This window comes from Thermopirellula anaerolimosa (genome assembly GCF_054657335.1).
In genome coordinates this window covers 2,188,288-2,209,270 of the sequence record NZ_BAAHYX010000006.1, presented here as the reverse complement: position 1 = coordinate 2,209,270, position 20,983 = coordinate 2,188,288, and the positions used below count along the sequence as shown (strand labels likewise).

Annotated in this window: 14 protein-coding genes; 13 read left to right on the top strand and 1 reads right to left on the bottom strand. The window is 62.9% G+C overall.

Features of this window, described 5'->3' with window-relative positions:
- Positions 1-16: 16 nt before the first annotated feature.
- The 6 genes from ACYQ6J_RS13980 (at position 17) to ACYQ6J_RS13955 (ending at position 9,120) form a co-directional block, all read left to right on the top strand.
- Positions 17-1,978, top strand: coding sequence for a hypothetical protein (locus tag ACYQ6J_RS13980; RefSeq protein ID WP_460184804.1), 1,962 nt, complete (start codon positions 17-19; stop codon positions 1,976-1,978).
- Between the two features lie 238 nt (positions 1,979-2,216).
- Complete coding sequence (locus tag ACYQ6J_RS13975) at positions 2,217-2,423, top strand: hypothetical protein (RefSeq protein WP_460184803.1); 207 nt, start codon at positions 2,217-2,219, stop codon at positions 2,421-2,423.
- A gap of 298 nt (positions 2,424-2,721) precedes the next feature.
- Complete coding sequence (gene trxA / locus ACYQ6J_RS13970) at positions 2,722-3,585, top strand: thioredoxin (RefSeq protein WP_460184802.1); 864 nt, start codon at positions 2,722-2,724, stop codon at positions 3,583-3,585.
- A 58-nt stretch (positions 3,586-3,643) separates the two neighbouring features.
- The gene (uvrA, locus tag ACYQ6J_RS13965; RefSeq protein WP_460184801.1) at positions 3,644-6,535 is read left to right on the top strand and encodes an excinuclease ABC subunit UvrA; all 2,892 of its coding nucleotides are present in this window, start codon (positions 3,644-3,646) and stop codon (positions 6,533-6,535) included.
- 611 nt (positions 6,536-7,146) lie between these two features.
- A complete protein-coding gene (locus tag ACYQ6J_RS13960; protein ID WP_460184800.1) occupies positions 7,147-7,875 on the top strand; it encodes a PEP-CTERM sorting domain-containing protein in 729 nt (242 codons plus the stop codon).
- A 372-nt stretch (positions 7,876-8,247) separates the two neighbouring features.
- Positions 8,248-9,120: a metallophosphoesterase gene (locus ACYQ6J_RS13955; RefSeq protein ID WP_460184799.1), complete on the top strand. Its 873-nt coding sequence runs from the start codon at positions 8,248-8,250 to the stop codon at positions 9,118-9,120.
- An 82-nt stretch (positions 9,121-9,202) separates the two neighbouring features.
- On the opposite strand, the gene ACYQ6J_RS13950 is transcribed toward ACYQ6J_RS13955, so the two are convergent.
- The gene (locus tag ACYQ6J_RS13950; RefSeq protein WP_460184798.1) at positions 9,203-10,261 is read right to left on the bottom strand and encodes a M42 family metallopeptidase; all 1,059 of its coding nucleotides are present in this window, start codon (positions 10,259-10,261) and stop codon (positions 9,203-9,205) included.
- Between the two features lie 306 nt (positions 10,262-10,567).
- Here ACYQ6J_RS13950 and ACYQ6J_RS13945 point away from each other — a divergent pair, with 306 nt between their 5' ends.
- The 7 genes from ACYQ6J_RS13945 to ACYQ6J_RS13915 all read left to right on the top strand — a co-directional run bounded on the left by ACYQ6J_RS13945 (position 10,568) and on the right by ACYQ6J_RS13915 (position 20,976).
- Positions 10,568-11,866, top strand: a complete 1,299-nt coding sequence (locus ACYQ6J_RS13945) for a homoserine dehydrogenase (protein ID WP_460184797.1) — start codon at positions 10,568-10,570, stop codon at positions 11,864-11,866.
- Positions 11,867-11,917: 51 nt separating this feature from the next.
- The gene (locus ACYQ6J_RS13940; RefSeq protein ID WP_460184796.1) at positions 11,918-13,144 is read left to right on the top strand and encodes a cofactor-independent phosphoglycerate mutase; all 1,227 of its coding nucleotides are present in this window, start codon (positions 11,918-11,920) and stop codon (positions 13,142-13,144) included.
- 186 nt (positions 13,145-13,330) lie between these two features.
- Complete coding sequence (locus ACYQ6J_RS13935) at positions 13,331-15,103, top strand: aspartate kinase (protein ID WP_460185549.1); 1,773 nt, start codon at positions 13,331-13,333, stop codon at positions 15,101-15,103.
- Positions 15,104-15,256: 153 nt separating this feature from the next.
- Positions 15,257-16,381, top strand: a complete 1,125-nt coding sequence (locus ACYQ6J_RS13930) for an N-acetyltransferase (protein WP_460184795.1) — start codon at positions 15,257-15,259, stop codon at positions 16,379-16,381.
- 120 nt (positions 16,382-16,501) lie between these two features.
- Complete coding sequence (locus ACYQ6J_RS13925; protein WP_460184794.1) at positions 16,502-17,668, top strand: hypothetical protein; 1,167 nt, start codon at positions 16,502-16,504, stop codon at positions 17,666-17,668.
- A 305-nt stretch (positions 17,669-17,973) separates the two neighbouring features.
- On the top strand, positions 17,974-18,993 hold the full coding sequence (locus ACYQ6J_RS13920) for a PhoH family protein (protein ID WP_460184793.1): 1,020 nt from the start codon (positions 17,974-17,976) through the stop codon (positions 18,991-18,993).
- A 99-nt stretch (positions 18,994-19,092) separates the two neighbouring features.
- Positions 19,093-20,976 carry an HD family phosphohydrolase gene (locus ACYQ6J_RS13915; protein ID WP_460184792.1) on the top strand — a complete coding sequence of 628 codons (1,884 nt, stop codon included), beginning with the start codon at positions 19,093-19,095 and terminating at the stop codon, positions 20,974-20,976.
- The last annotated feature ends 7 nt before the right edge of the window (positions 20,977-20,983 follow it).

Genomic DNA, 20,983 nt, shown 5'->3' with positions numbered 1-20,983 from the left:
CTTGGGAGTCGATACCGTGCCGAGAAGATCGGACCCGGCCATCCTCGGTCGCGGGTTTGCGGTGTATACTGCCATGAGCGACACCGCTTCGGCGGTGCCGGAAGACGCCTTTTCCCGCTCTTTCCGCACCTCCCCGATACCGGGAAATCGGTTCGCGTCGCGCTGCCGTTTTCAGCCGTGTCCGCGGAAGGGACCGCCCTCCAAACGACCTCTTGCGGAGTCACGCATCTCCATGACCGCCTTCTACATTCGCCGCGTGCATGACGACGTGTTGCCGGACAACCGGGACGCGATCGAGCAAGTCCAGCGCATTTTGGCGGAGCAGTTCGACGCCGTCCCGCGGCGGGAAATCGACCAACTGGCCGAAAAACTCCGAAATCCCTTCAAGCAGCAATTCCGTACCCTGCTTTACGTCGCGACCAACAACATGCACCAGGTGCAGGGCTTCGCCCTGATGATGCACGAACCGGTGATCGAGTTTTGCTTTTTGGACTACATCGCCTCCGCCTCGGGAAAGGCCGGACGCGGCATCGGCGGCGCCTTGTACGATCGGGTGCGACGGGACGCCAAGGCGCTGGGGGCCAAGGGCCTTTTCTTCGAGTGCCTTCCGGACGATCCGCATCAATGCTCCGATCCCCGCTCCGCCAAGCAGAACGCGGCGAGGCTGAAGTTCTACGAGGCGTTCGGGGCCTATCCCATCGAGGGAACGGCCTATCAAGCTCCGATCCGTCCCGATGACAGCGACATGCCGCTGCTGGTGTTCGACGGGCTTGATCGGGACCGGCCGCTGTCACGCCATCTCGCCCGGAAGGCGGTCCGCGCCATCCTGGAACGAAAGTACGGACACCTTTGCCCGCCCGAGTACATCGAGATGGTCGTGGCGTCCTTTCGCGACGATCCGGTACGCTTGCGAGCTCCGCGCTATGTGCCGGTGAAGCAACGCGAGACGCAACCCCTTCGTCTGGAACGCGACGAGCAGATCGGCTTGGTCATCAACGCCAAGCACGACATTCATCATTTGCGGGAACGCGGATACGTCGAGTCACCGGTCCGAATCAAGTCTATCCTACAGGGCATCCTGCCCATGGATGCTTTCACCGTCTTGCGTCCCAAAGCCTTTCCGCAGAAGGTCGTGGAATCGGTGCACGACGCCGACTTCGTGAGCTATCTCAAGCGAGCCTGCAACCTGATGCCGCCCGGCAAGTCTCTTTACCCGTACGTTTTTCCCATCCGCAACGCCGCGAAACCGCCGAAGGATCTGGCGGTGCGGGCGGGTTACTATTGCATCGATACGTTCACTCCGCTGAACCGGAATGCCTATCTCGCCGCGCGACGAGCGGTCGACTGCACGCTCACCGCCGCCGAGGAGTTGCTTCACGGGCGGCGCGTCGTCTACTCCCTCGTTCGTCCGCCCGGCCATCATGCCGAGCGCCGCAGTTTCGGCGGTTTCTGTTATTTCAACAACAACGCGATCGCCGCTCAGTACCTGTCTCGGTTGGGAAAGGTCGCCATCCTCGATTTGGATTTCCATCACGGGAACGGCCAGCAGGACATCTTCTACACCAGAAACGACGTCCTCACGGTTTCGATTCACGGGCACCCCAGTTTCGCATATCCGTATTTCTCGGGATTTGCGGAGGAGCGCGGCGCGGAGGCGGGGGAGGGGTTCTCGCATAACTTTCCCTTGCCCGAGAATATCGACGCCGCCGCGTATCACCGAACGTTGGAAAAGGCCATCAAGATCGTGGCGGACTTTCAGCCGATGTTTCTCGTGCTCGCGCTGGGATTCGACACCGCCCTGGCGGATCCGACGGGGACCTGGCCGCTGCGAGCGCGCGACTTCGCCGTCAACGGGCGAATGGTGGCGCAACTCGGCTTGCCCACGCTGGTCGTTCAAGAGGGCGGGTACCGAGTGCGCACCCTGGGTACCAATGCCCGAAGTTTCTTCGAGGGTATGCTCCGGTACCTGCGATTGTGAACCAAGGCGGCGCTCCAGCCCGCGAACGCGCCGCACGGCAAACTCCGAGCGGAAGGTCGATGCGGATCGGCATTGCCGTTTCCGGAACCGACGAATCTCGCTCCGCAAACGATCCCGACGGTGATCGGTTCGCTCTGCGGGCGAGCCGCCTGTTTCGCGCGGGCTTTCTCTTGCTCGATCGAGCCGAAGTTCCGATGATAAGGAAGGCGCATGGCTTCGTTCGCCCAGGGAAAGCGATATGACATCCTTCTCCTGTCCGCATTTCGACATGGAGCGCGAGTTCTGCCTGCGATTGCGCACCGACTGCGTGCCGGGACGCCGGGGTTGCGTGTTGGCGAACACCTCCGTTTTCGCCATTCCCGCCGAAGAGCGCCTCCGCGACGCGGAGGAGGCCAAGCGTCGCAAAGAATGGGATGACGAGAATCGCCGCCGGGACGTCTCATGATCGACCGTCGGGAATCGGGCGATGCGACGCGCGATCGCTCCGCACCCAATTTCTCGCCTCAACGTTTTCCCGCTCAGCCTCCGCGGGGCCTGCACGAAACGATCGCCGCACCTTCGTCCGCATTCGGAACGGGCGCGGCGTGCTTCGCGCCGGCATAAAGGCGATTGCGCCAACTCACACGGGGAAGCCCGGGCGGAGGCGACTTCTCGGTATAATGCGCAAAAAGACGATCCGCGTTGCTCACCCGGCGGAGCGCTGAACCAACACCCTCCCTCCCTCAGCGGCGGAAAGGAATACGATGCCCGAACAATCGCCCTGGATTGTCGAAACGAATGCGGCCCGCTTTCAGGCCGATGTGCTGGAACGCTCCAAACAGGTGCCGGTGGTGGTGGACTTTTGGGCGCCTTGGTGCGGCCCCTGCCGCATGTTGGGGCCGATTCTGGAAAAGCTCGCCCGCGAGAAAAACGGCGCGTTCGTGCTGGCCAAAGTCAACACGGATGAAGAACCGAGCCTGGCCGCGGCCTTCGGTGTGCAGGGGATTCCCGCCGTCTTCGCCATTCGCGACGGTCGCCCCGTCGATCAGTTCACGGGAGCGATGCCGGAATCGCAGCTTCGGGCGTGGTTGGACGGCATCGTCCCCGCGGAAGACGAGATGCGGAGCGAAGCGGCGCGGGCATTGGCGGCGCAAGATCCGGCGGCAGCGGAGGCGGCTTTGCGCGAGATCTTGGCCGATTATCCGCAAAGCACGGCCGCGCGGCGCGTGTTGGCCGGCGTGCTCTTTTCGGCGGGGCGGTTGAGCGACGCCAAACCGCTGTTGGAGGAGTTGGCGGAACGGGGCGGCGCGGACGAGGAGTGCGAACGGATGCTCGCGGAAATCCGCCTGCAAGAGTCGGCGCAGACGCAAGGCGATCCGGCGGAGTTGCAGGCCCGTCTGGCTGCCGATCCCAACGACTTGGCGGCGGCTCTAGCGCTGGCGGAAATCGAGGCCGCCAAGCACGATTACGCCGGGGCGCTGGAGCACGCCCTTCACGTGGTCGCCAAAGACCGCGGCGATCTCCGCGAACCGGCCCGCGCTTTGATGCTCCGCGTCTTCAACGTCTTGGGCAACGATCATCCGCTGACGGAGGAATACCGCCGCAAGCTCACGATGCTGCTCTTCTGAGTCCGGTTCTCGCAACGCCGCCGCCGAAAGAATCGTTCGAAAAAGGGAATCGTTCGTCATGGCCATCGCGCCGTCCCCGACCGGCAATGCGTCGCACACGACCGAGGTGATCCGCGTCCGGGGAGTGCGGGTACACAATCTCCGTGACTTGGACGCCGACATTCCGCGGGATTGCATTGTGGCGATCACCGGACCGAGCGGTTCCGGCAAGAGTTCGCTGGCCTTCGACACGCTGTATGCGGAATCGCGAAGGCAGTATCTGGAGACCTTGTCCGTCTCCGCTCGCCGACTGCTGCCGATGATGGAACGACCGGACGCGGATTGGATCGACGGCCTGCCGCCCGCCGTCTGCGTCGATCAACGGGCCGACGTCCCCAATCCCCGCAGCACCGTCGCTACCTTGACGGAGGTGTACGATCTGCTGCGTTTGTTGTACGCCCGACTGGGAACCATGCGGTGTCCTCAGTGCGGCGACCCCGTGGAGAAGCAGACCTCCGACCAGGTCTTGTCCGAGTTGATGCAGGCCCCGGAGGGGACCAAGGCCGTGTTGTCGGCGCCTTTGATCCAAGGGGAAAAAGGGGCTCACCGCGCCGTGCTGGCCCGCATCCGCAAGCTGGGATTTCTTCGCGCCCGCATCGACGGCGAGATCGCGGACCTGGACGACGTGACGGCATTGGACCCGGCGAAGCCCCACACGATCGAGGCGGTGATCGACCGCGTCATCCTTCGCCCGGGAATCGAAGATCGGCTCAAGGAATCGTTGCGGCAAGCGTTCAAGCACGGTAACGGATTGCTGCGCGTGGCGATGGAACGGACCGACGCCGACGGGCGCACGCGGTGGGTCGATCGGGTCTTCAGCCGACGGCGGTACTGCGGACGATGCGGCACCGGTTATCCCGACCCCGAACCGCGGACGTTCAGCTTTCACAGCGCTCACGGCGCCTGCTGGACGTGCCAAGGCTTCGGATACACCGATCGCTTCGCGGCGGAGTCGGTGTTGGATTTTTCCCGCGGGTTGGGAAACGGGGCCGTACGGGTATGGTCGGACGCCAAGGCCGAATTGAAGCACCATCGCACCAAACTGCAAAAGCTGATGCGGCAAGGGGGCTTCGATTGGTCCACGCCTTTGGCGGATATCCCTGAGGCGATTCGGGAGGTGTTGATCCACGGCGAAAAGGGCGGTGCCGATGCGTCGGCGGACGGTGCTCGGCGGTCGTCCGGTCGCCGCGCGAGCGCCCGCTTCGTGGGAATCCTGCCCCTTTTGGAACTCCATTACGAGATGCTGGACGACGGTCGCACGCGGAAGGCGTGGTCGCGATACCGCCGCCGCGTGACGTGTCCCGATTGCCGCGGCGCCCGACTGGGACCGCTTGGTCGGTCCGTCTTTCTTGGCGACAAGACCATCCATGACGTCACCTGCCTGACACCCGACCGGGCGAGCGCGTTCTTGGCCGGTTTGTCGTGGACGCCCGTCCAGAAGGCCGTAGCCGAACCGATCCTCGACGAACTCTTGGCACGATTGGGGTTTTTAACGGAGGTCGGGCTGACCTACGCGGCCTTGAACCGCCCGGCCGACACCTTGAGCGGCGGCGAATTGCAACGCGCGAAGTTGGCCGCCGGGATGGGGGCCGTCCTCACCGGCGTTTGCTACATTCTCGATGAACCGTCGGTGGGACTGCATCCCCGCGACAATGATCGCCTGATCGCCGCCCTCCGCTGCCTCCGCGATCGCGGCAACACCGTGCTGGTGGTGGAGCACGACGAGGCCCTGATTCGCTCCGCCGATTGGATCATCGACATCGGACCGGGGGCGGGCGAAGACGGCGGACGCCTGGTGGCTCAAGGCACGCTGCCGGACATCCTGAAGATCGAGGAATCGCCGACCGGTCGATACCTATCAGGCAGGACGACGATCCCCATCCCCAAACGGCGAAGGCCGGTTTCCACGTCGCGCGCCATCGTACTGGAAGGCGTGACGACCAACAATCTGCAAGACGTCACCGCCGTGTTTCCGCTGGGCGTGTTGGTGTGCGTGACGGGGGTCAGCGGATCGGGGAAAAGCTCGCTTTTGAGCGAGACCCTGGCACCCGCCCTGCGGCAGGCCGTCCAGCGTTTGCCCGTCCAAAACGCCGCCTATCGTAAGTTGTCCGGGGCGGATTTGGTGGATCGCGTGGTGGAAATCGATCAGACGCCGATCGGGCGTTCCGCGCGGAGCAACGCGGCGACCTATTGCGGAATCTTCGATGAGATTCGCAAGGTCTTCGCCGCCACCCGCGAAGCCCGGCGGTTGGGCTTCACCGCGGCACGGTTCAGCTTCAACGTGCCGGGCGGACGATGCGAGGCCTGCGAAGGCCAGGGACGGAAAAAGGTCGAGATGGACTTCTTGCCCGACATCTTCGTCCCCTGTCCGGTCTGCGAGGGCACGCGATTCAATCGCACCACGCTGGAGGTCCGTTACCGCGGGAAGAACATCGCCGAGGTGCTCGAAATGTCGGCCCGCGAGACGCTCGAGTTCTTCACGAACTTCCCGGTCATCGCGCGGCTATCGGCCGGGCTTTGCGACGTGGGCTTGGGCTATCTCAAGCTGGGCCAACCCTCCACCACGCTGTCCGGCGGGGAGGCCCAACGCATCAAACTGGCCGCCGAGTTGGGGCGTAGCGAGGCGGGCGGCACGCTGTACCTCCTCGATGAACCGACCACAGGACTGCACTTCCAAGATATCCGGCGGGTGCTGGACGTGCTCAATCGGTTGGTCGATCGCGGAAACTCCGTGATCGTGGTCGAACACCAACTCGACGTCATCAAATCGGCGGATTGGATCATCGACTTGGGTCCGGAAGGCGGCACGGAAGGCGGGCGGATCGTCGCCGCCGGAACGCCCGAGCAGATCGCTCAACTTTCCGACAACCACACGGCCCGATATCTCGCCCGGGTTCTGTCGCCGACGTGAACTCCCGGCTTCGGTTCCCCAACGCAGACGCCGCTGCGCGGGACGCTCTCAGACCCCGTGACTGGAACTCGCTGAGTCCCGGTCTCATCTAAAGAAGGTGCCGTTGGCATCGCGCGGCATTCCTTACCCTTGATCGGGTGTAGCGAAACGATTCAGTTGCCGTAAAATGCTACAATCAAGGAATATGGGAAGGGCGAGATGTTCTGCCCAGGAGCAGCTCGCGACGTGGCAGCAACAGGAATTGTCATCAAAATCGGCGTTTCTGGCGTTATTGCGACGAGTACGGTAGAGTAAATTTCGAAAAAAGATTGAATCTTGAATATCGGTACGCTGTTTGCACGGGATATTCTTCCAGCAATGGATGTGCGGGGCGTGCGGATTAGATGCGATCGGTGGGCCGGTCCGCCGCGGCCCCTTCAGCAAACAGGCGACCGGCGTGTTATGACCGCCATGCATCACACGTATAAAGCGATGGGTTTAGCTAGATTTCGCTTGATTCCCAATTTTCCCATAATTACAATTCATGGATGAGCCGCGGTGCCTTACGCGCCGCTCTCGTGCGGGAGAGAGAAGAGGGTGTTGGTTCTTCGGGTTTAGAAAGCGTCGGCAACATGAGAAAGCAACTGATTCACCGAGGGCTGTTGAGTTTGGCGGTCGTAACGGCGGGGCTGTTGGCGTGGAGTTCCCAAGCCTCGGCCGGGATCGTTTGGGTGGACCCCAACAATTACAACTTGGGCTACCCGATTACGCCGCCGTTCGTGACGCTTCAAGCCTTGCAAGGGGCGACCGCGCAGACGCCGCCTTTCACTCCGACGGTCTTTGCGATGGCCGACGACAAGGGACACTACCCGTCCTCGTTGCACTTTTTCGGCTGGCAGACCAAGAGCAACAACGTCATTTACGATAAGCCGGCCTGGCGGCAGAAATGGGTCGTCTTGCGTGCGGAGTTCGACTCGCCCGTCTCGTTCGTTTCGATGGATTTCTACCGCAACGATTTCTCGGGCGGACCGCTCGACGATGAATTGGGTTTCCTCACGGCTTACAACTCATCGAACGTGCCCATCGCGACGGTGCCCGTCGGCATCGCGTTCAACCAGCAACTCTTCACCGCGACGATCTCGCTTGCCAACCCGGACATCAAATACGTCATGGCCAGCGGTGTTTACAATCCCAGCAGCAGCATCGATGACGATCTCTTATTGACCCGATTGGGCTATAGCGTGGAGGTGGTTCCCGAACCGCTGTCCCTGGTAGCCTTGGCAAGCGGCGGCGGAGTCATGGCCGTTTGGATGGGATTGCGGCGGCGGTCGGCACGCCGAAAGGAATCTCAAGCTGCCTGAGACGGGACCGGATCGCGTGCCCGATCGGCGGTTGATCTGGAAGAGCATTCAACCACGGAACCGAGGCTCGGTTTGCAGGAAGGCAAGCCGGGCCTCGTAGCGTTTCTTGTCTTTGGCTTTCGAGTCGAGGCTGCCTGATCCATCTCCGTCGTGCGACCTCGGTCGGTCGAACGGCGCCGAGCCTAGCGCGGCGAGCGTGAGCAACCGGGCGCGTGCAAAGTCGCTGAAGCGGTATTCCGGCCGAAGGCGGACGTTTGCCCGGCAACCGCCGCCTATTCCTTCATGCCGCCGCTACGGCAATAATGGAACTCTTGAAGCAGCCCAGCAAGGTGCCGTCAGCGAGCGAGGGAAATTTTCGCCGAGGAGCCCGACATGGTGGCATCCTTCGAATACATCGAACGGATCATCACGACCTTTCAAAAGGCCGCCGAAGCCAATGCGGCCTGCGATCTTCGCAAGGGGAACGTCATCGTTTTGACGCCCGCCGACGGCGACGAGATCATGATCACGGGAGATTTGCACGGGCATCGCAAGAACTTCAATTCCATTCGCCGATTGGCGGCCCTCGATAAGCATCCCCGGCGGCACCTCGTGATTCAAGAGGTCTGCCACGGCGGACCGACGTATCCCGAAAACGGCGGATGCATGTCGCACACCGTGCTGGAGGACGTGGCCAAGCTCAAGACGCAGTTTCCCGATCGCGTGCATTTCCTGTTGGGAAATCACGAGTTGTCGGAGGTCACGGACTACCCCATCCAAAAGAAACGGCAGATGCTGAATCTGCTTTTTCGACTGGGTTTGCAGCACGCCTACGGTCCCGCCGCCGAAAAGGTCCGCCAAGCCTACATTCCGTTTCTTCAAAGTTGCCCCCTAGGGATTCGTTTGCCAGGCGGCGTCTTTTTGAGCCACAGCATTCCCGAAGCCGTGGACCAAAACGGCTTCGACGGTGCGGTCTTCGATCGGCCCATCGATCCCGTTGAATTTCTGGAACACGGGACGGTATTTCGTCTGGTGTGGGGGCGCGATTATCGCAGCGAAAACGCCCGGACCTTTTGCCGCATGGTCCGGGCGCAGTTGTTGATCAACGGGCACGAACCCGCCCCCCAAGGCTACGCCGTGCCCAACGAGTACCAGATCATCCTCGATTGCTGCTCGGAGAAGGCGGCGTACCTCCTCTTGCCCTTGAACCACGAGGGCGACTGGACGCAAGAGGAAGTATTGCGGCGGATCCAATACCTGCCGTAAGCTCGATCGACGCTTGATTAACCGCCTGCGCGAGGCGGTCTGCGGCAGGTTGGCGAATCGCCATGTACGGACGAATCTCACCTCACGGCGTGAAATCGTCGTCGGGGCTGAGGGTTTCCAGGAACCGGGCCAGCAGGTCCGCCGTGTGGTCCATGTCTTCCAGGCTGACCAATTCCACGGGACTGTGCATGTAACGGTTGGGCACGCTGACCAAGCCCGTCGCCACTCCGGCGCGGTTGACCTGAATCGCATTGGCATCGGTGCCGGTGGCCTTGCCCGCCGCCGCCAATTGGTAAGGAATGCCGTTGCTTTCGGCGGCTTGAATCAGGCGATCGACGACCTTGGGGTTCATGTTGGGACCGCGATAGATGACCGGTCCCTTCCCCACGGCGATGTCGCCTTCTTCCTTTTTCTCCAAGGTGGGGCAGTCCGTGGCGAAGGTCACGTCCACCGCGATTCCCACGTGGGGATCGATTCCGAAGGCGCTGGTCCGCGCCCCGCGCAAGCCCAATTCCTCTTGCACCGTGGAGACGGAATACACGGCGGCGCGGAGCTTGTCGGGCCGAACCCGCCGCAGGGCCTCGATCACCGTCCACGCGCCCGCCTTATCATCCAGACCGGAGGAAATGATCCGCTGATTGAGCAGCGTGCGGTAGGCCAATTCGATGGTAACGCAATCGCCGATGCGGACCTTTTCCGCGGCCTCGGCCTTGTTGGCCGCCCCGATGTCGATCCACAAGTCCTTGAGCTTGGGCACGGCCTTGCGTTCCTCTTCCGTCAGCAGATGGATGGGCTTGCGACCGATCACGCCCGCCACCGGTCCCGACGCCGTCCAAATCACGGCGCGCTGGCCCACCAGGTTGATCGGATCCCAACCGCCGATCGATTGGAAGAAGATGAAGCCGTTATCGTCGATGTATTGGACGATCAAACCGATCTGGTCGCAGTGACCGGCCAGAAGAACGCGGAAGGGAGAGGCGGCGTTTCGCACGGCAATGACGTTGCCGTGGACGTCGGTTCGGACCTGTTCGGCGAAGGTCCGCGCGTGGGCGCGAACGACTTCTTGCCCCGGCGTCTCATAACCCGACGGACTGGGGGTCTCCAATAGCTTGGTCAGAAAATCAAAGGCGATCGATTCCATGAGCGATACTCCGTGGGATTCAGGGATTTCCGTCCAAGAAGATTCGTACCCGGCGCAAGCGGCCGGAGTGCTCGACCGCCCTCTGACAAGCAGCGGTCGATGCCTACTTTGCTGAAACTCTCCAATCATACCGTCTTGACGCTTGTTAAGCCACCGGCATAGGATGAAGGCTTTGCCGCATCGTCGAGGGGCGAAGTGCGCCTCGGCGGTGCGTTCGCCCATCGCAACGTCACGATTTTTCATCTTCCCGCGGGTCCATTTGGGGGCATTTCGGCTTCCCCCGGGCCGCCTCCTGCGAGGCATGCCATGCAGTCCATCAAGGTCGGGATTCTAGGGTTCGGCACGATCGGTTCCGGTACGGCCCGGCTTCTGTTGGAACAGCGCGAGCGGATTTGTCGTCGGGCAGGTTGCTCCCTGGAATTGGCGCGGATCGTCGATAAGGACCTCTCTCGCCCGCGCAACGTGAACGTTCCCCGCGAGTTGCTTTCGGACGACGTGGAAGCCTTGATTCGCGACCCCGAGATCGGAATTGTGGTCGAACTGATCGGCGGCGTGGAACCCGCCCGAACGCTGGTGGCCTCCCTGCTGGAAAACGGAAAGGACGTGGTGACGGCCAACAAGGCGTTGTTGGCGGAGCACGGTCCGGAATTGTTCGAACTCGCTCGGCGGCACGGTCGATCGATCGCCTTCGAGGCGGCGGTGGCGGGCGGCATCCCGATTATTGCGGCCATCAGCCAAAGTCTGACCGCCAACGAAATCGGCAGCATCCACGCCATCCTCAACGGCACCAGCAACTTCATCCTGACGGAGATGGAGGAAAAGGGCCAAGAGTACTCGGTCGCCCTGGCCGAGGCCCAGCGACTGGGATACGCCGAAGCCAATCCCGCCATGGACGTCAACGGCAGCGACGCCGCTCAAAAGCTGGCGATTTTGGCACGCCTGGCCTTCCGCTCGCAGGTCTCGTGGCGCGATATTCCTCGGGTCGGCATCGAGACCGTTCAAGCGGCGGATATGCGCTACGCCGGCGAGTTGGGCTACAGCATCAAGCTCTTGGCCGTCGCCGAGCGGACGGAGCAGGGTCTTCAGTTGCACGTATCGCCGACCTTGGTCCGCCGGGGTACGCCCCTGGCCGAGGTCCGCGGGGCGTTCAACGCCATCCGTGTGGTGGGCGACGCCGTGGGTCGGGTGTTCTTCCACGGCCTTGGGGCCGGGCAGATGCCGACGGCCTCCGCCGTCACCGCCGACATCATCGACACGGCGATGGGACGGGCGGCCATTACCTTCCGCAATCTGCGCCTGTGGGAAAAAGACGGCGATGCCCCCCCGCTGCAAGACCCGCACAGCATCGCCAGTCGCTTCTATCTTCGGTTCCATGTGCAGGATCGTCCCGGCGTGTTGGCGGAGATCGCCGGCATTTTGGGCAAGAACCAAATCTCCATCGCGTCGGTCATTCAGCATGAGGCCGAGGAGGAGAACGGCGGACCGGTGCCGCTGGTCATCATGACGCACGAGGCCCGCGAGGGTGCCATGAGTCGGGCCATGGACGCGATCGACCGTCTGGACGCGGTTCGGCCGGGAAGCGTCCGCATGAGGGTGCGCGGCTGACGTAGTCAAGCCGACGCGGCACCCCATCCGACCAAACAAGGACTCGATTCGATGAAGTTCGTCATCGTCATTCCGGACGGTTGTGCCGACGAGCCACAGGCCGAGTTGGGCGGGAAGACGCCCTTGCAAGCCGCCCGCACGCCCCACATGGACGCCATAGCCGCCGCCGGCATCTGCGGCTTGGCCAACCATGTGCCCACGGTCCTACCGCCCGGTTCCGATACCGCCAACCTGAGCCTGTTGGGCTATGACCCGATCCGGTACTATACGGGCCGAGCGCCGTTGGAGGCGGCCGCGCAGGATATCGCCTTGGGGCCCCAGGATTGGGCCATCCGTTGCAATCTGGTGACCATCCGCGACCGGATCATGGTCGACTTCACTGCGGGGCACATCACCAGCGAAGAGGCCCGGCAATTGATCGCCGCCGTTCAAGACGAGCTTGGTTCGGAGCGACTACAGTTCTATCCCGGCGTCAGCTATCGCAATTTGGCGGTCTATCGGGGCGCGGGAGAACCGCCCCCCTTCAGCGTGCATACCCAGACCACGCCGCCGCACGATCTGATGGATCGTTCGGTGTTGGACGACTTCCCTCGGGGACCCGGCAGCGAGCTTTTGACGGAATGGATGAACGCGGGGGCCGAAATTCTTGCCCGCCACCCGGTCAATGCCGCCCGGGAAAAGGCAGGCAAACTACCCGCCACCGGCATTTGGCTTTGGGGACTGGGCGGAGCGCCGCAATTGCCGCCGTTCGCCCAATGCTACGGCGTGCGCGGGGCCATGATTACCGCCGTCGATTTGCTCCGCGGACTGGCCCGCCTGTTCGGTTGGGATCGCATCGAGGTCCCGGGCGCCACCGGCTATTTGGATACCGACTACGCGGCCAAGGGACGTTATGCCGTCGAGGCCCTCAGCAAGTACGACCTGGTCTGCGTGCACGTGGAAGCGACCGACGAAGCGTCGCACCAGGGACAGGTGCGAGAAAAGGTCCAGGCCCTGGAGGAAATCGATCGACACATCGTGGGACCGCTTTGGGAGGCGCTCCCGAGGTTGGGCGAATTTCGCATGATGGTTTCGCCCGACCACCCCACGCCGCTGCGAACCAAGACCCACAGTCACGGCTTGGTGCCTTTCGCCATGGCCGGAACGGGTCTGGCGCCGAGCGGAGTGCCGTCGTATGACGAGGTCGCCGCCACCGCGGGACCGGTCTTCGACCCCGGTTGGCGTTTGATGGGCTACTTCCTGGGCAAGCCATCCGCGGAGGAGGCCGCGACGCGCTGACTCCGAATCTTTGAGCAGGAAGGCACTGCCGGCGGGACGACCCAGCCGGCGGCGGCAAACGTAAGCCTTTCGCCGCGTGGTGATGTTCGATCGCAAGGTGAGCGGATCACGCTGCAAAGAGTCCGCCCGTTGAACCGGGCGAAATGAATACGAAATCCGAAGGGAACACGAACAAAGGGCTTGACGATGGGAATCTTGGTGCAAAAGTTCGGCGGCACGAGCGTGGCCGACGCGGAAAAGATCATGGCGGCGGCGCGGCGGGCCATCCTGGCCCAAAGGCAAGGTCGGCAGGTGGTCATGGTGGTCAGCGCCATGGGGCACACCACCGACCATCTCGTGGATTTGGCCCGGCAGATCACCAGCGAACCTCCCGCCCGCGAGATGGACATGCTCCTCTCCACCGGCGAGCAGGTCAGCGTGGCCCTGATGGCGATGGCGATTCACGCCATGGGGCACAAGGCGATCAGTTTTACGGGCGGCCAGTTGGGAATCCACACCGACTCCACGCACACCAAGGCCCGCATCCGCTCGATCTCGACGGAACGCATTCGCCAGGCGCTGGATGACGGTTGCATCGTCATCGCGGCAGGTTTTCAAGGCGTGAGCGATACGGCGGACATCACGACCCTGGGGCGCGGCGGAAGCGATACCACGGCGGTGGCCCTGGCGGCGGCGCTGCACGCCGAGCAGTGCGAAATCTACACCGACGTGGACGGGGTGTACACGACCGATCCGCGTTTGGTGCCCGAGGCCCGCCGCATGAGTCGCATCTGCTACGATGAGATGCTTGAATTGGCGACGGCGGGGGCGGGCGTGATGCACAACCGCTCGATCGAATTCGCCAAGCGATTCTCCGTGCCCGTCCACGTGCGCAGCAGTTTCAGCGACAACGAAGGGACGGTGATCTCGTGGTTGCCGGAGAGCCGCGCGGTACCGGTCTGCGGAGCGGCCTTGATTCAAAAGGAGGCCCGAATTACCGTCCGCGGCGTGCCCGATCGTCCGGGCGCCGCCGCCGCGATCTTCACCCGCTTGGCCGGGCGGAATATCCCCATGGATATGATCGTGCAGAACGTGGCCACGGAGGGACGGGCCGACATCTCGTTCACCGTGTTCCAGGAGGACCTCCCCGCGGCGCTCCGCATCGTCGAGGAGGTCGGCAAGCAACTGGGCACGGAGAGCGTCGGCTACGACGAGAACGTCGCGAAGACCTCGGTGGTGGGTTTGGGCATGGCGCGGCAAGCGGGCGTCGCCGAGCGACTGTTCTCCAAGCTCGCCGAAAAGAATATCAACATCCTGATGATCACCACCAGCGAGATCAAGATTTCGGTGCTGGTGGATCGTGGGCAGGGGGTGGAATCGCTCAGGACCGCCCACGCGGCCTTCGCCCTGGACCAAGCCCCGCCGCCCGTGGAGGACGAATCGGCCCCCGCGACCAACGGCAAGAATGATCGCGAACGGATCATCGGGCGACTGCACGGCATGGAGGATCTGGTGATCGAGTCGATCGCCTTGGACGAGACGCAAGGCCGGGTCACCATCGCCGACATCCCGGATCGGCCGGGTTTGGCCGCCCGCTTGTTCCGGCAGGTATCCCAGGCCGGGGTCAACGTGGACATGATCGTGCAGAGCGTGGGGCGAGACGGCAAGGCGGCCATGAGCTTCACCATGCCCGAGGCCAGCTATGAAGCCGCCTTGGAGACCGCTCGGCGATTCAGCCGGGAGATCGGGGCGGGCGCCCCGACGGGGGAACCTCGCGTCGCCAAGCTCTCGGTTTCCGGCACCGGCTTGAAGAGCCACATTAGCGTTGCGTCGCGTACCTTCCGCGCCCTGGCCGAGGCCGAAGTCAACGCCGAGATGATCAGCACCAGCGAAGTCCGGCTCAATGTGGTGGTGCAAGGGAACGAAGGCCGACGCGCCGCGGATGCCTTGAATAAGGAATTCGCGGAGGAGCTGATCTGAGCGATCCGACCCCGGGCGTCCGCCCCCGACCGGTCGCGGGGCTTGGGATTGCGCGCGGTACGCCGCTGAGGCATCGGCGATTCCGATTGACCGCCGTTCCGTCCCGGGCGTACAATCCCGCTTTTGACGACTCCGTTCCCCATTGGGCCAACCATGGATTCCTTGGTCGTACAACCCGTCGCGTCGAAACGCGAGCAGAAGCTGTTCCTGGATTTTCCGTGGGGGCTGTACCGGGGAGACCCGAACTGGATCCCGCCCCTGCGGACCAACCAGCGCGAACTGGTCGGCTACCGCCCCCACCCCTTCTACGAACGCAATGAAGCCCAGACGTTCCTGGCGTACCGGGGCGATCAGGTGGTCGGTAGAATCGCGGCCATCTTGAACCGGGGACACATCGAGCGGTTCGGCGACCAGCGCGGATTCTTCGGGTTCTTCGAATGCCGCGACGACGCGGAGGCGGCCGCCGGACTGTTCGACGCCGTCCGTCGCTGGTTCTCCGAGCGGGGGATCGAAAAGCTCCGAGGTCCGGTCAACCCCAGTTTGAACTATGAACTTGGGCTGCTGATCGAGGGCTTCGACTCGCCGCCGACGTTCATGATGACCTACAATCCGCCGTACTATCAGCGGCTCATCGAGTCGTACGGATTCCGTAAAACGCAGGACCTGTACGCCTATTGGGGGCACGTGAGCATGCTCCCGGAAATCCGCGCCAAACTCAAGCCGGTCTGCGATAAAATATCGGAGCGGTTGGGCGCTCGCATTCGCTATTTGAACAAGCGCCGATTCCTGGAGGACGTGCGACTATTTCTGGATATCTACAATCAATCCTTGACCAACACGTGGGGATTTGTTCCCATGAGCGAGGGCGAGGTTCGGCACATGGCCTCCGCGCTCCGTTGGTTGATGGTGCCCGAATTGGCCTTGGGCGTGGAAGTGGACGGTCGCATGGCGGGGGCGGTGTTCGGATTGCCGGACTACAACCCGCGCATCAAAAAAATCGACGGTCGCCTGTTTCCCTTCGGTTTCATTCATTTGTTGAGGAACAAGCGGGCGATCAAACGGATTCGCGTCATCAGCACCAACGTTCTGCCCGAATACCAATTGCTGGGTTTGGGTTTGGTATTGCTGGACGGCCTGGTACCCAAGGCCCTGGAGTGGGGTATCGAAGAGGCCGAGTTTTCTTGGGTGCTGGAGTCCAACGCGCTTTCGCGGGGAAGCCTGGAAAAAGGGGGAGCCAAGCGGATCAAGACCTATCGGCTGTACGACTTCGGGCCGTGAAGCCGGTATCATCGGCCGCGGAACCGGTTGCGTTCCGTCGGCCGTAGAACCCCGATCGGGGCGACGATGACTTCCTTCAATCTTTCGAATTTCTTCGACTTCGGGATGGAACCCCGCCCCATGCTGCGGTTGCGCATGCCGCAAGACAGGGAGGCGCCGGTCCGCGTCCGTCGCGTGCAAACTTGGCGCGATCAATACTACTTCACGCGTTTGCCCTGGTTGATCTATCGGAACGATCCAGCCTGGATTCCCCCCTTATTGATCGAGGTCAAGGAGTTCCTCAACCCTCGCAAGCACCCCTTTCTTCAGCACGGCACGGCGGTCCAATTCCTGGCGTGCCAGGACGGTTGCCCGGTCGGTCGGGTACTGGTGAGCGAGGATCCCCGTTACAACGCCAAGCACGGCACCAAGACCGCCTGCTTCGGCATGTTCGAGTCGATCGAATCGCCGCAAGTCGCCGCGGCCTTGCTGGACGCCGCCGCGAATTGGGCAAAATCGCGCGGCTTGAACCACCTGATGGGGCCGATCGACTATTCCATCAATTACCCGTGCGGCCTGCTGATCGAAGGGTTTCAGTATCCGCCCCGGGTCATGATGAATCACAATCCGCCCTATTACGAGGGACTGCTGGAAGGCTGGGGATTGACCAAGGCCAAGGATCTCTTCGCCTGGTGGTTCGATTCGGACAATGAGCGACTGCAAGAGTGGACGAAACGGGTCCGCCGGGTGGAGCAGCGATGCCGCGCGGTAATTCGCCCGTTCGACATGAACAACTTCGAAAGCGAAATCGAGCGCTGCGCTAAGGTCTACGCCGCCACGCGCTACGATCAATGGGCGTTCATCGATCTGACGCAGGCGGAGTTTCGGTATTTCGCCAAGCGTTTGGCCCAATTCGCCCGCCCGGAAATGGTGCTCATTGCGGAACTGGACGGCCGGGCGGTCGGTTTCTCCATCGCCGTGCCCGACTTCAACGAAGCGATTCGCCCGCTCAACGGTCGGCTCACCTCCTGGGGGATGCCCATCGGCGCCGTGCGGCTATTCCAGCGTCTGCGACAGGTCCGCATCGCCCGGGTCATGGTGCTGGGACTAATCCCCGGCTATCGTCATCGGGGAATCGCCGAGCAGATGATTTTTCGGACGATCGATCACGGCGTCGGTCGACTGGGGTTCGAAGGGGCTGAACTGAGTTGGACCCTGGAAGACAACCACGCCATCAATCGCACGGTCAGCGCGGTGGGCGGAAAACTCTACAAGCGCTACCGTGTCTACGAAAAGGACCTCGATTGAGGTTGCCGGTCCCTCTCCACGGCGTGTCCGCGATCGGCGACGAATACCCATCGCCGAATCCAAGGCCTTCGTGGCCGCTGGGCACGGTCGCCGCGGATAGGTGGCCGGCCCGTTCTTTGCCGCGGCACGCCCCCGCAACGTATCGTGGGAGCCGCCTTGACTCCTACAATGATGGGGGATGTGCTACTCTTTAGAGGGGCCGATGACTGAGGAGACCATACTATCCTGAAGATTGGTGGACTACAATTTCCCAAGTGCGGGGCATTTTCATTTTCGGCCGCGCACGTACTTGCGCGGCTTCAGGCATGAGTGAAAAGACTATCAGCGTCGTCAACTCGGAAACGCTGTTGGCGGTACTCGGCCCGTGCGATCAACACTTGCGGATGATCCGGGAGGCCTTTGGCGTTCGGGTAACCGGCAATCACAACCGGATTTGCGTCTCGGGAGATGAGGAGGCCGTCACGCAGGCCGCCGAAGTCCTGGAACGACTCCAGGAGATCGTTCGCCGGCAGGGTTTGGTCGCCGCGGACGAAGTTCGGCGGATGGTGATGGAGGTCCGCAGCGGGCCGATCCAGGAGGGCGTGCCGCCGATCGAAGTTTACTCGGGCAGGCGGGTATATCCGCGGACGCCCGGCCAAGCCCGCTTCGTCAAAGCCATCCTCAATCACGATGTGGTGTTTTGCCGGGGTCCGGCGGGCACGGGCAAGACCTATTTGGCGGTGGCCTTGGCGGTGGCCGCCCTGCGGGAACAGCGGATCCGAAAAATCGTGCTGGTCCGCCCCGCCGTGGAGGCCGGCGAGAGCCTGGGCTTTTTGCCGGGCGACTTGCAGGCCAAAATCTCGCCCTATTTGCGCCCCTTGATGGATGCCCTCCGCGAAATGATCGATTACGACACCGTCCGGCGGTTTGCCGAGGAGGAGCGGGTGGAGGTGCTGCCGCTGGCCTACATGCGAGGCCGGACCCTCAACGAATCGTTCATGATCCTGGACGAGGCCCAAAATACGACCATTGCCCAGATGAAAATGTTCCTGACCCGAATGGGCCGACAGTCCAAGATCGTCGTTTCCGGCGACACTACCCAGATCGACCTGCCATCCCAGGTGCGAAGCGGGTTGATCGACGCCTGGACGCGACTGCGAAGCGTGCCGGGCATCGCCCATGTGGAATTGGGGACGGGCGACATTGTGCGGCATCCTTTGGTTCAGGCCATTGTGGACGCGTACGAAGGGCGCGGGCCGCACCGTCCCAGGCACCCCGGCGGCGAATCGCGACCGGAAGATGTGCAGGCCGAGCACGCCCCCACGACCTCGGCGGAAAACGAATGAGAACGGGGATCGGCTTGCTCGCGGCGCCGACTCCCGCCGCCCAAATGACCAAGCCTTCCGGTGTCGCCGAAAATGCGTATTCCCTGATAAGCGATTGACATGGCTTCCGGAACGATAAGACGAACGCGAGCGGACCGGGTTACCGGTCTGATTCGCACTCCCGGCAAGTGGGAGCAGGCTTGGAACCGCCTCCGCCACCGCGATGTCGCGGTGCGCGTAGCGATCGGCGTGCTGAGCACGCTGGTAACGGCGGCGGTCATTCGGGCATGGGACCCGCCGTCGGGCATTGCCGGGCACGCAAGCCTCGCGATCGACAGTCGCGCGGGCCTACCCGCCGGAACGTCGTACCGCTGGTTTCCCTCCCCTCCGCCCGCCGCCGATCCGGACACCGAAATTCGGGCCCAGCAAATCACCCAAGAGCAGACCGACGCCGACGCTGAGTTGGCCGACTCCTTTCTCCGCTATCGCGACCTCCGCGGTTGGCCCGAAAAACTGCGGCGGTTCCTGGGCGCTTGGTTGATTGTGGTCGGTGGATTCTCCGGAATCGCAGCCTACCTGTTCCTTCGCCACCGGCGGATTCTGGTCAGTATTCAACGATTGACGACCCTGCTGGTGCTATACTGGGTGACCTTGGCCGTCGCCTTATGGCTGGCTCAAGAGGTCCCCTACGCCGAAATCTGTCCGCTCCTGATTTTCACCCAAATCCTGGCGGTCGCCTATTCGCAAGAGTTCGCCGTGCTTTTCGGGGGGGTAGCCGCCCTTACCTTTCTATTGGCCACGGGACAGGACGTCGGCAGCGGCATCCTGCTGGGCACCGCCGTGATCGTCAGCGTGCTGCAACTGCAAAGCCTGCGCGGCCGAGCCAAACTGATTTACGTGGGATTCTGGACCGCCGCCGCCGCGATGGTGATTCGATTCGTGCTGGCCCTGGCCAATGAGGTCCCGCTCGACGCGACGCTGGCCGCCGAGATCGGGCGCATCGCGCTTGCGGTGGTGGCGACGGGCTTTTTGGTGACCGGCCTACTGCCCTTCGTGGAGCGCTTCTTCGGCGTCCTGACCGACATGAGCCTGTTGGAGTTGACGGACCTTTCCCATCCGTTGCTCCGCGAGTTGGCTCGGCGCGCACCCAGCACGTACAACCACTCCATCAACGTGGGCGCCATCGCGGAGGCGGCGGCGGACGCCATCGGTGCGCGGGGACTTCTCGTCCGCGTAGGGGCCTATTTCCACGACATCGGCAAGATGATCAATCCGCAATATTTCATCGAGAACCAGGCGGGAAACCCCAATCGGCACGAAACGCTGGAACCCACCATGAGTAGCATGGTGATTATTTCGCACGTCAAGGACGGGGCCGATCTCGCCAGACGCTACCATCTGCCTGAGCCGATCATCGACTTCATCGAACAGCACCACGGCACCACGCTGGTGGAATATTTCTACGGGCGGGCGAGGGAGAAGAGCGAGGGTCGCCCGGAGGGCAGCGCCGTGGACGCGGAGATCTTCCGCTATCCCGGCCCGCCGCCGCAGACCAAGGAGGCCGCCGTCCTCATGCTGGCCGACGCCGTGGAGAGCGCCGTGCGGAGCCTGAAGGATCCGGCCCCCTCCCGCATCGAGGCCGTCGTTCGGGAAATCGCCGAACGCAAACTCGATGAGGGCCAGTTCGATTTCAGCAATCTGACGCTGCGGGAGTTGCGAGCGATCGAGGACGCCATGATCAAGACGCTGACCGCGATGTATCACGGTCGGATCAAATATCCCGAGCGCACCGAACGGAGCGAACGCGCGACGGATCGTAAGACGGAGGAGCCGCGGGAGGGAGCGAAACCGGAGGAACCGCCCGCCGCCAAGTCGTCGGAAGCCGAGGCCGCCGCCCGTCCCACGCAAACGCAAGGCGAAGCCCCGGGGACTTCCGCGCCGTCGTCCGGCGGCACGACCTCCGAACCGGCGAAACCCGATTCGCCGCCGCAAGGTTCCTCATGAGCCTCGA

What these genes read in the sequence shown, in the direction of transcription:
- ACYQ6J_RS13955 (WP_460184799.1), top strand. Translation starts at nt 8,248, where the DNA reads ATGGTGGCATCCTTCGAATACATCGAACGGATCATCACGACCTTTCAA.
- ACYQ6J_RS13930 (WP_460184795.1), top strand. Translation starts at nt 15,257, where the DNA reads ATGGATTCCTTGGTCGTACAACCCGTCGCGTCGAAACGCGAGCAGAAG.
- ACYQ6J_RS13915 (WP_460184792.1), top strand. Translation starts at nt 19,093, where the DNA reads ATGGCTTCCGGAACGATAAGACGAACGCGAGCGGACCGGGTTACCGGT.
- ACYQ6J_RS13945 (WP_460184797.1), top strand. Translation starts at nt 10,568, where the DNA reads ATGCAGTCCATCAAGGTCGGGATTCTAGGGTTCGGCACGATCGGTTCC.
- ACYQ6J_RS13935 (WP_460185549.1), top strand. Translation starts at nt 13,331, where the DNA reads ATGGGAATCTTGGTGCAAAAGTTCGGCGGCACGAGCGTGGCCGACGCG.
- ACYQ6J_RS13975 (WP_460184803.1), top strand. Translation starts at nt 2,217, where the DNA reads ATGACATCCTTCTCCTGTCCGCATTTCGACATGGAGCGCGAGTTCTGC.
- trxA (WP_460184802.1), top strand. Translation starts at nt 2,722, where the DNA reads ATGCCCGAACAATCGCCCTGGATTGTCGAAACGAATGCGGCCCGCTTT.
- ACYQ6J_RS13940 (WP_460184796.1), top strand. Translation starts at nt 11,918, where the DNA reads ATGAAGTTCGTCATCGTCATTCCGGACGGTTGTGCCGACGAGCCACAG.
- ACYQ6J_RS13960 (WP_460184800.1), top strand. Translation starts at nt 7,147, where the DNA reads ATGAGAAAGCAACTGATTCACCGAGGGCTGTTGAGTTTGGCGGTCGTA.
- ACYQ6J_RS13920 (WP_460184793.1), top strand. Translation starts at nt 17,974, where the DNA reads ATGAGTGAAAAGACTATCAGCGTCGTCAACTCGGAAACGCTGTTGGCG.
- ACYQ6J_RS13950 (WP_460184798.1), bottom strand. Translation starts at nt 10,261, where the DNA reads ATGGAATCGATCGCCTTTGATTTTCTGACCAAGCTATTGGAGACCCCC.
- uvrA (WP_460184801.1), top strand. Translation starts at nt 3,644, where the DNA reads ATGGCCATCGCGCCGTCCCCGACCGGCAATGCGTCGCACACGACCGAG.
- ACYQ6J_RS13925 (WP_460184794.1), top strand. Translation starts at nt 16,502, where the DNA reads ATGCTGCGGTTGCGCATGCCGCAAGACAGGGAGGCGCCGGTCCGCGTC.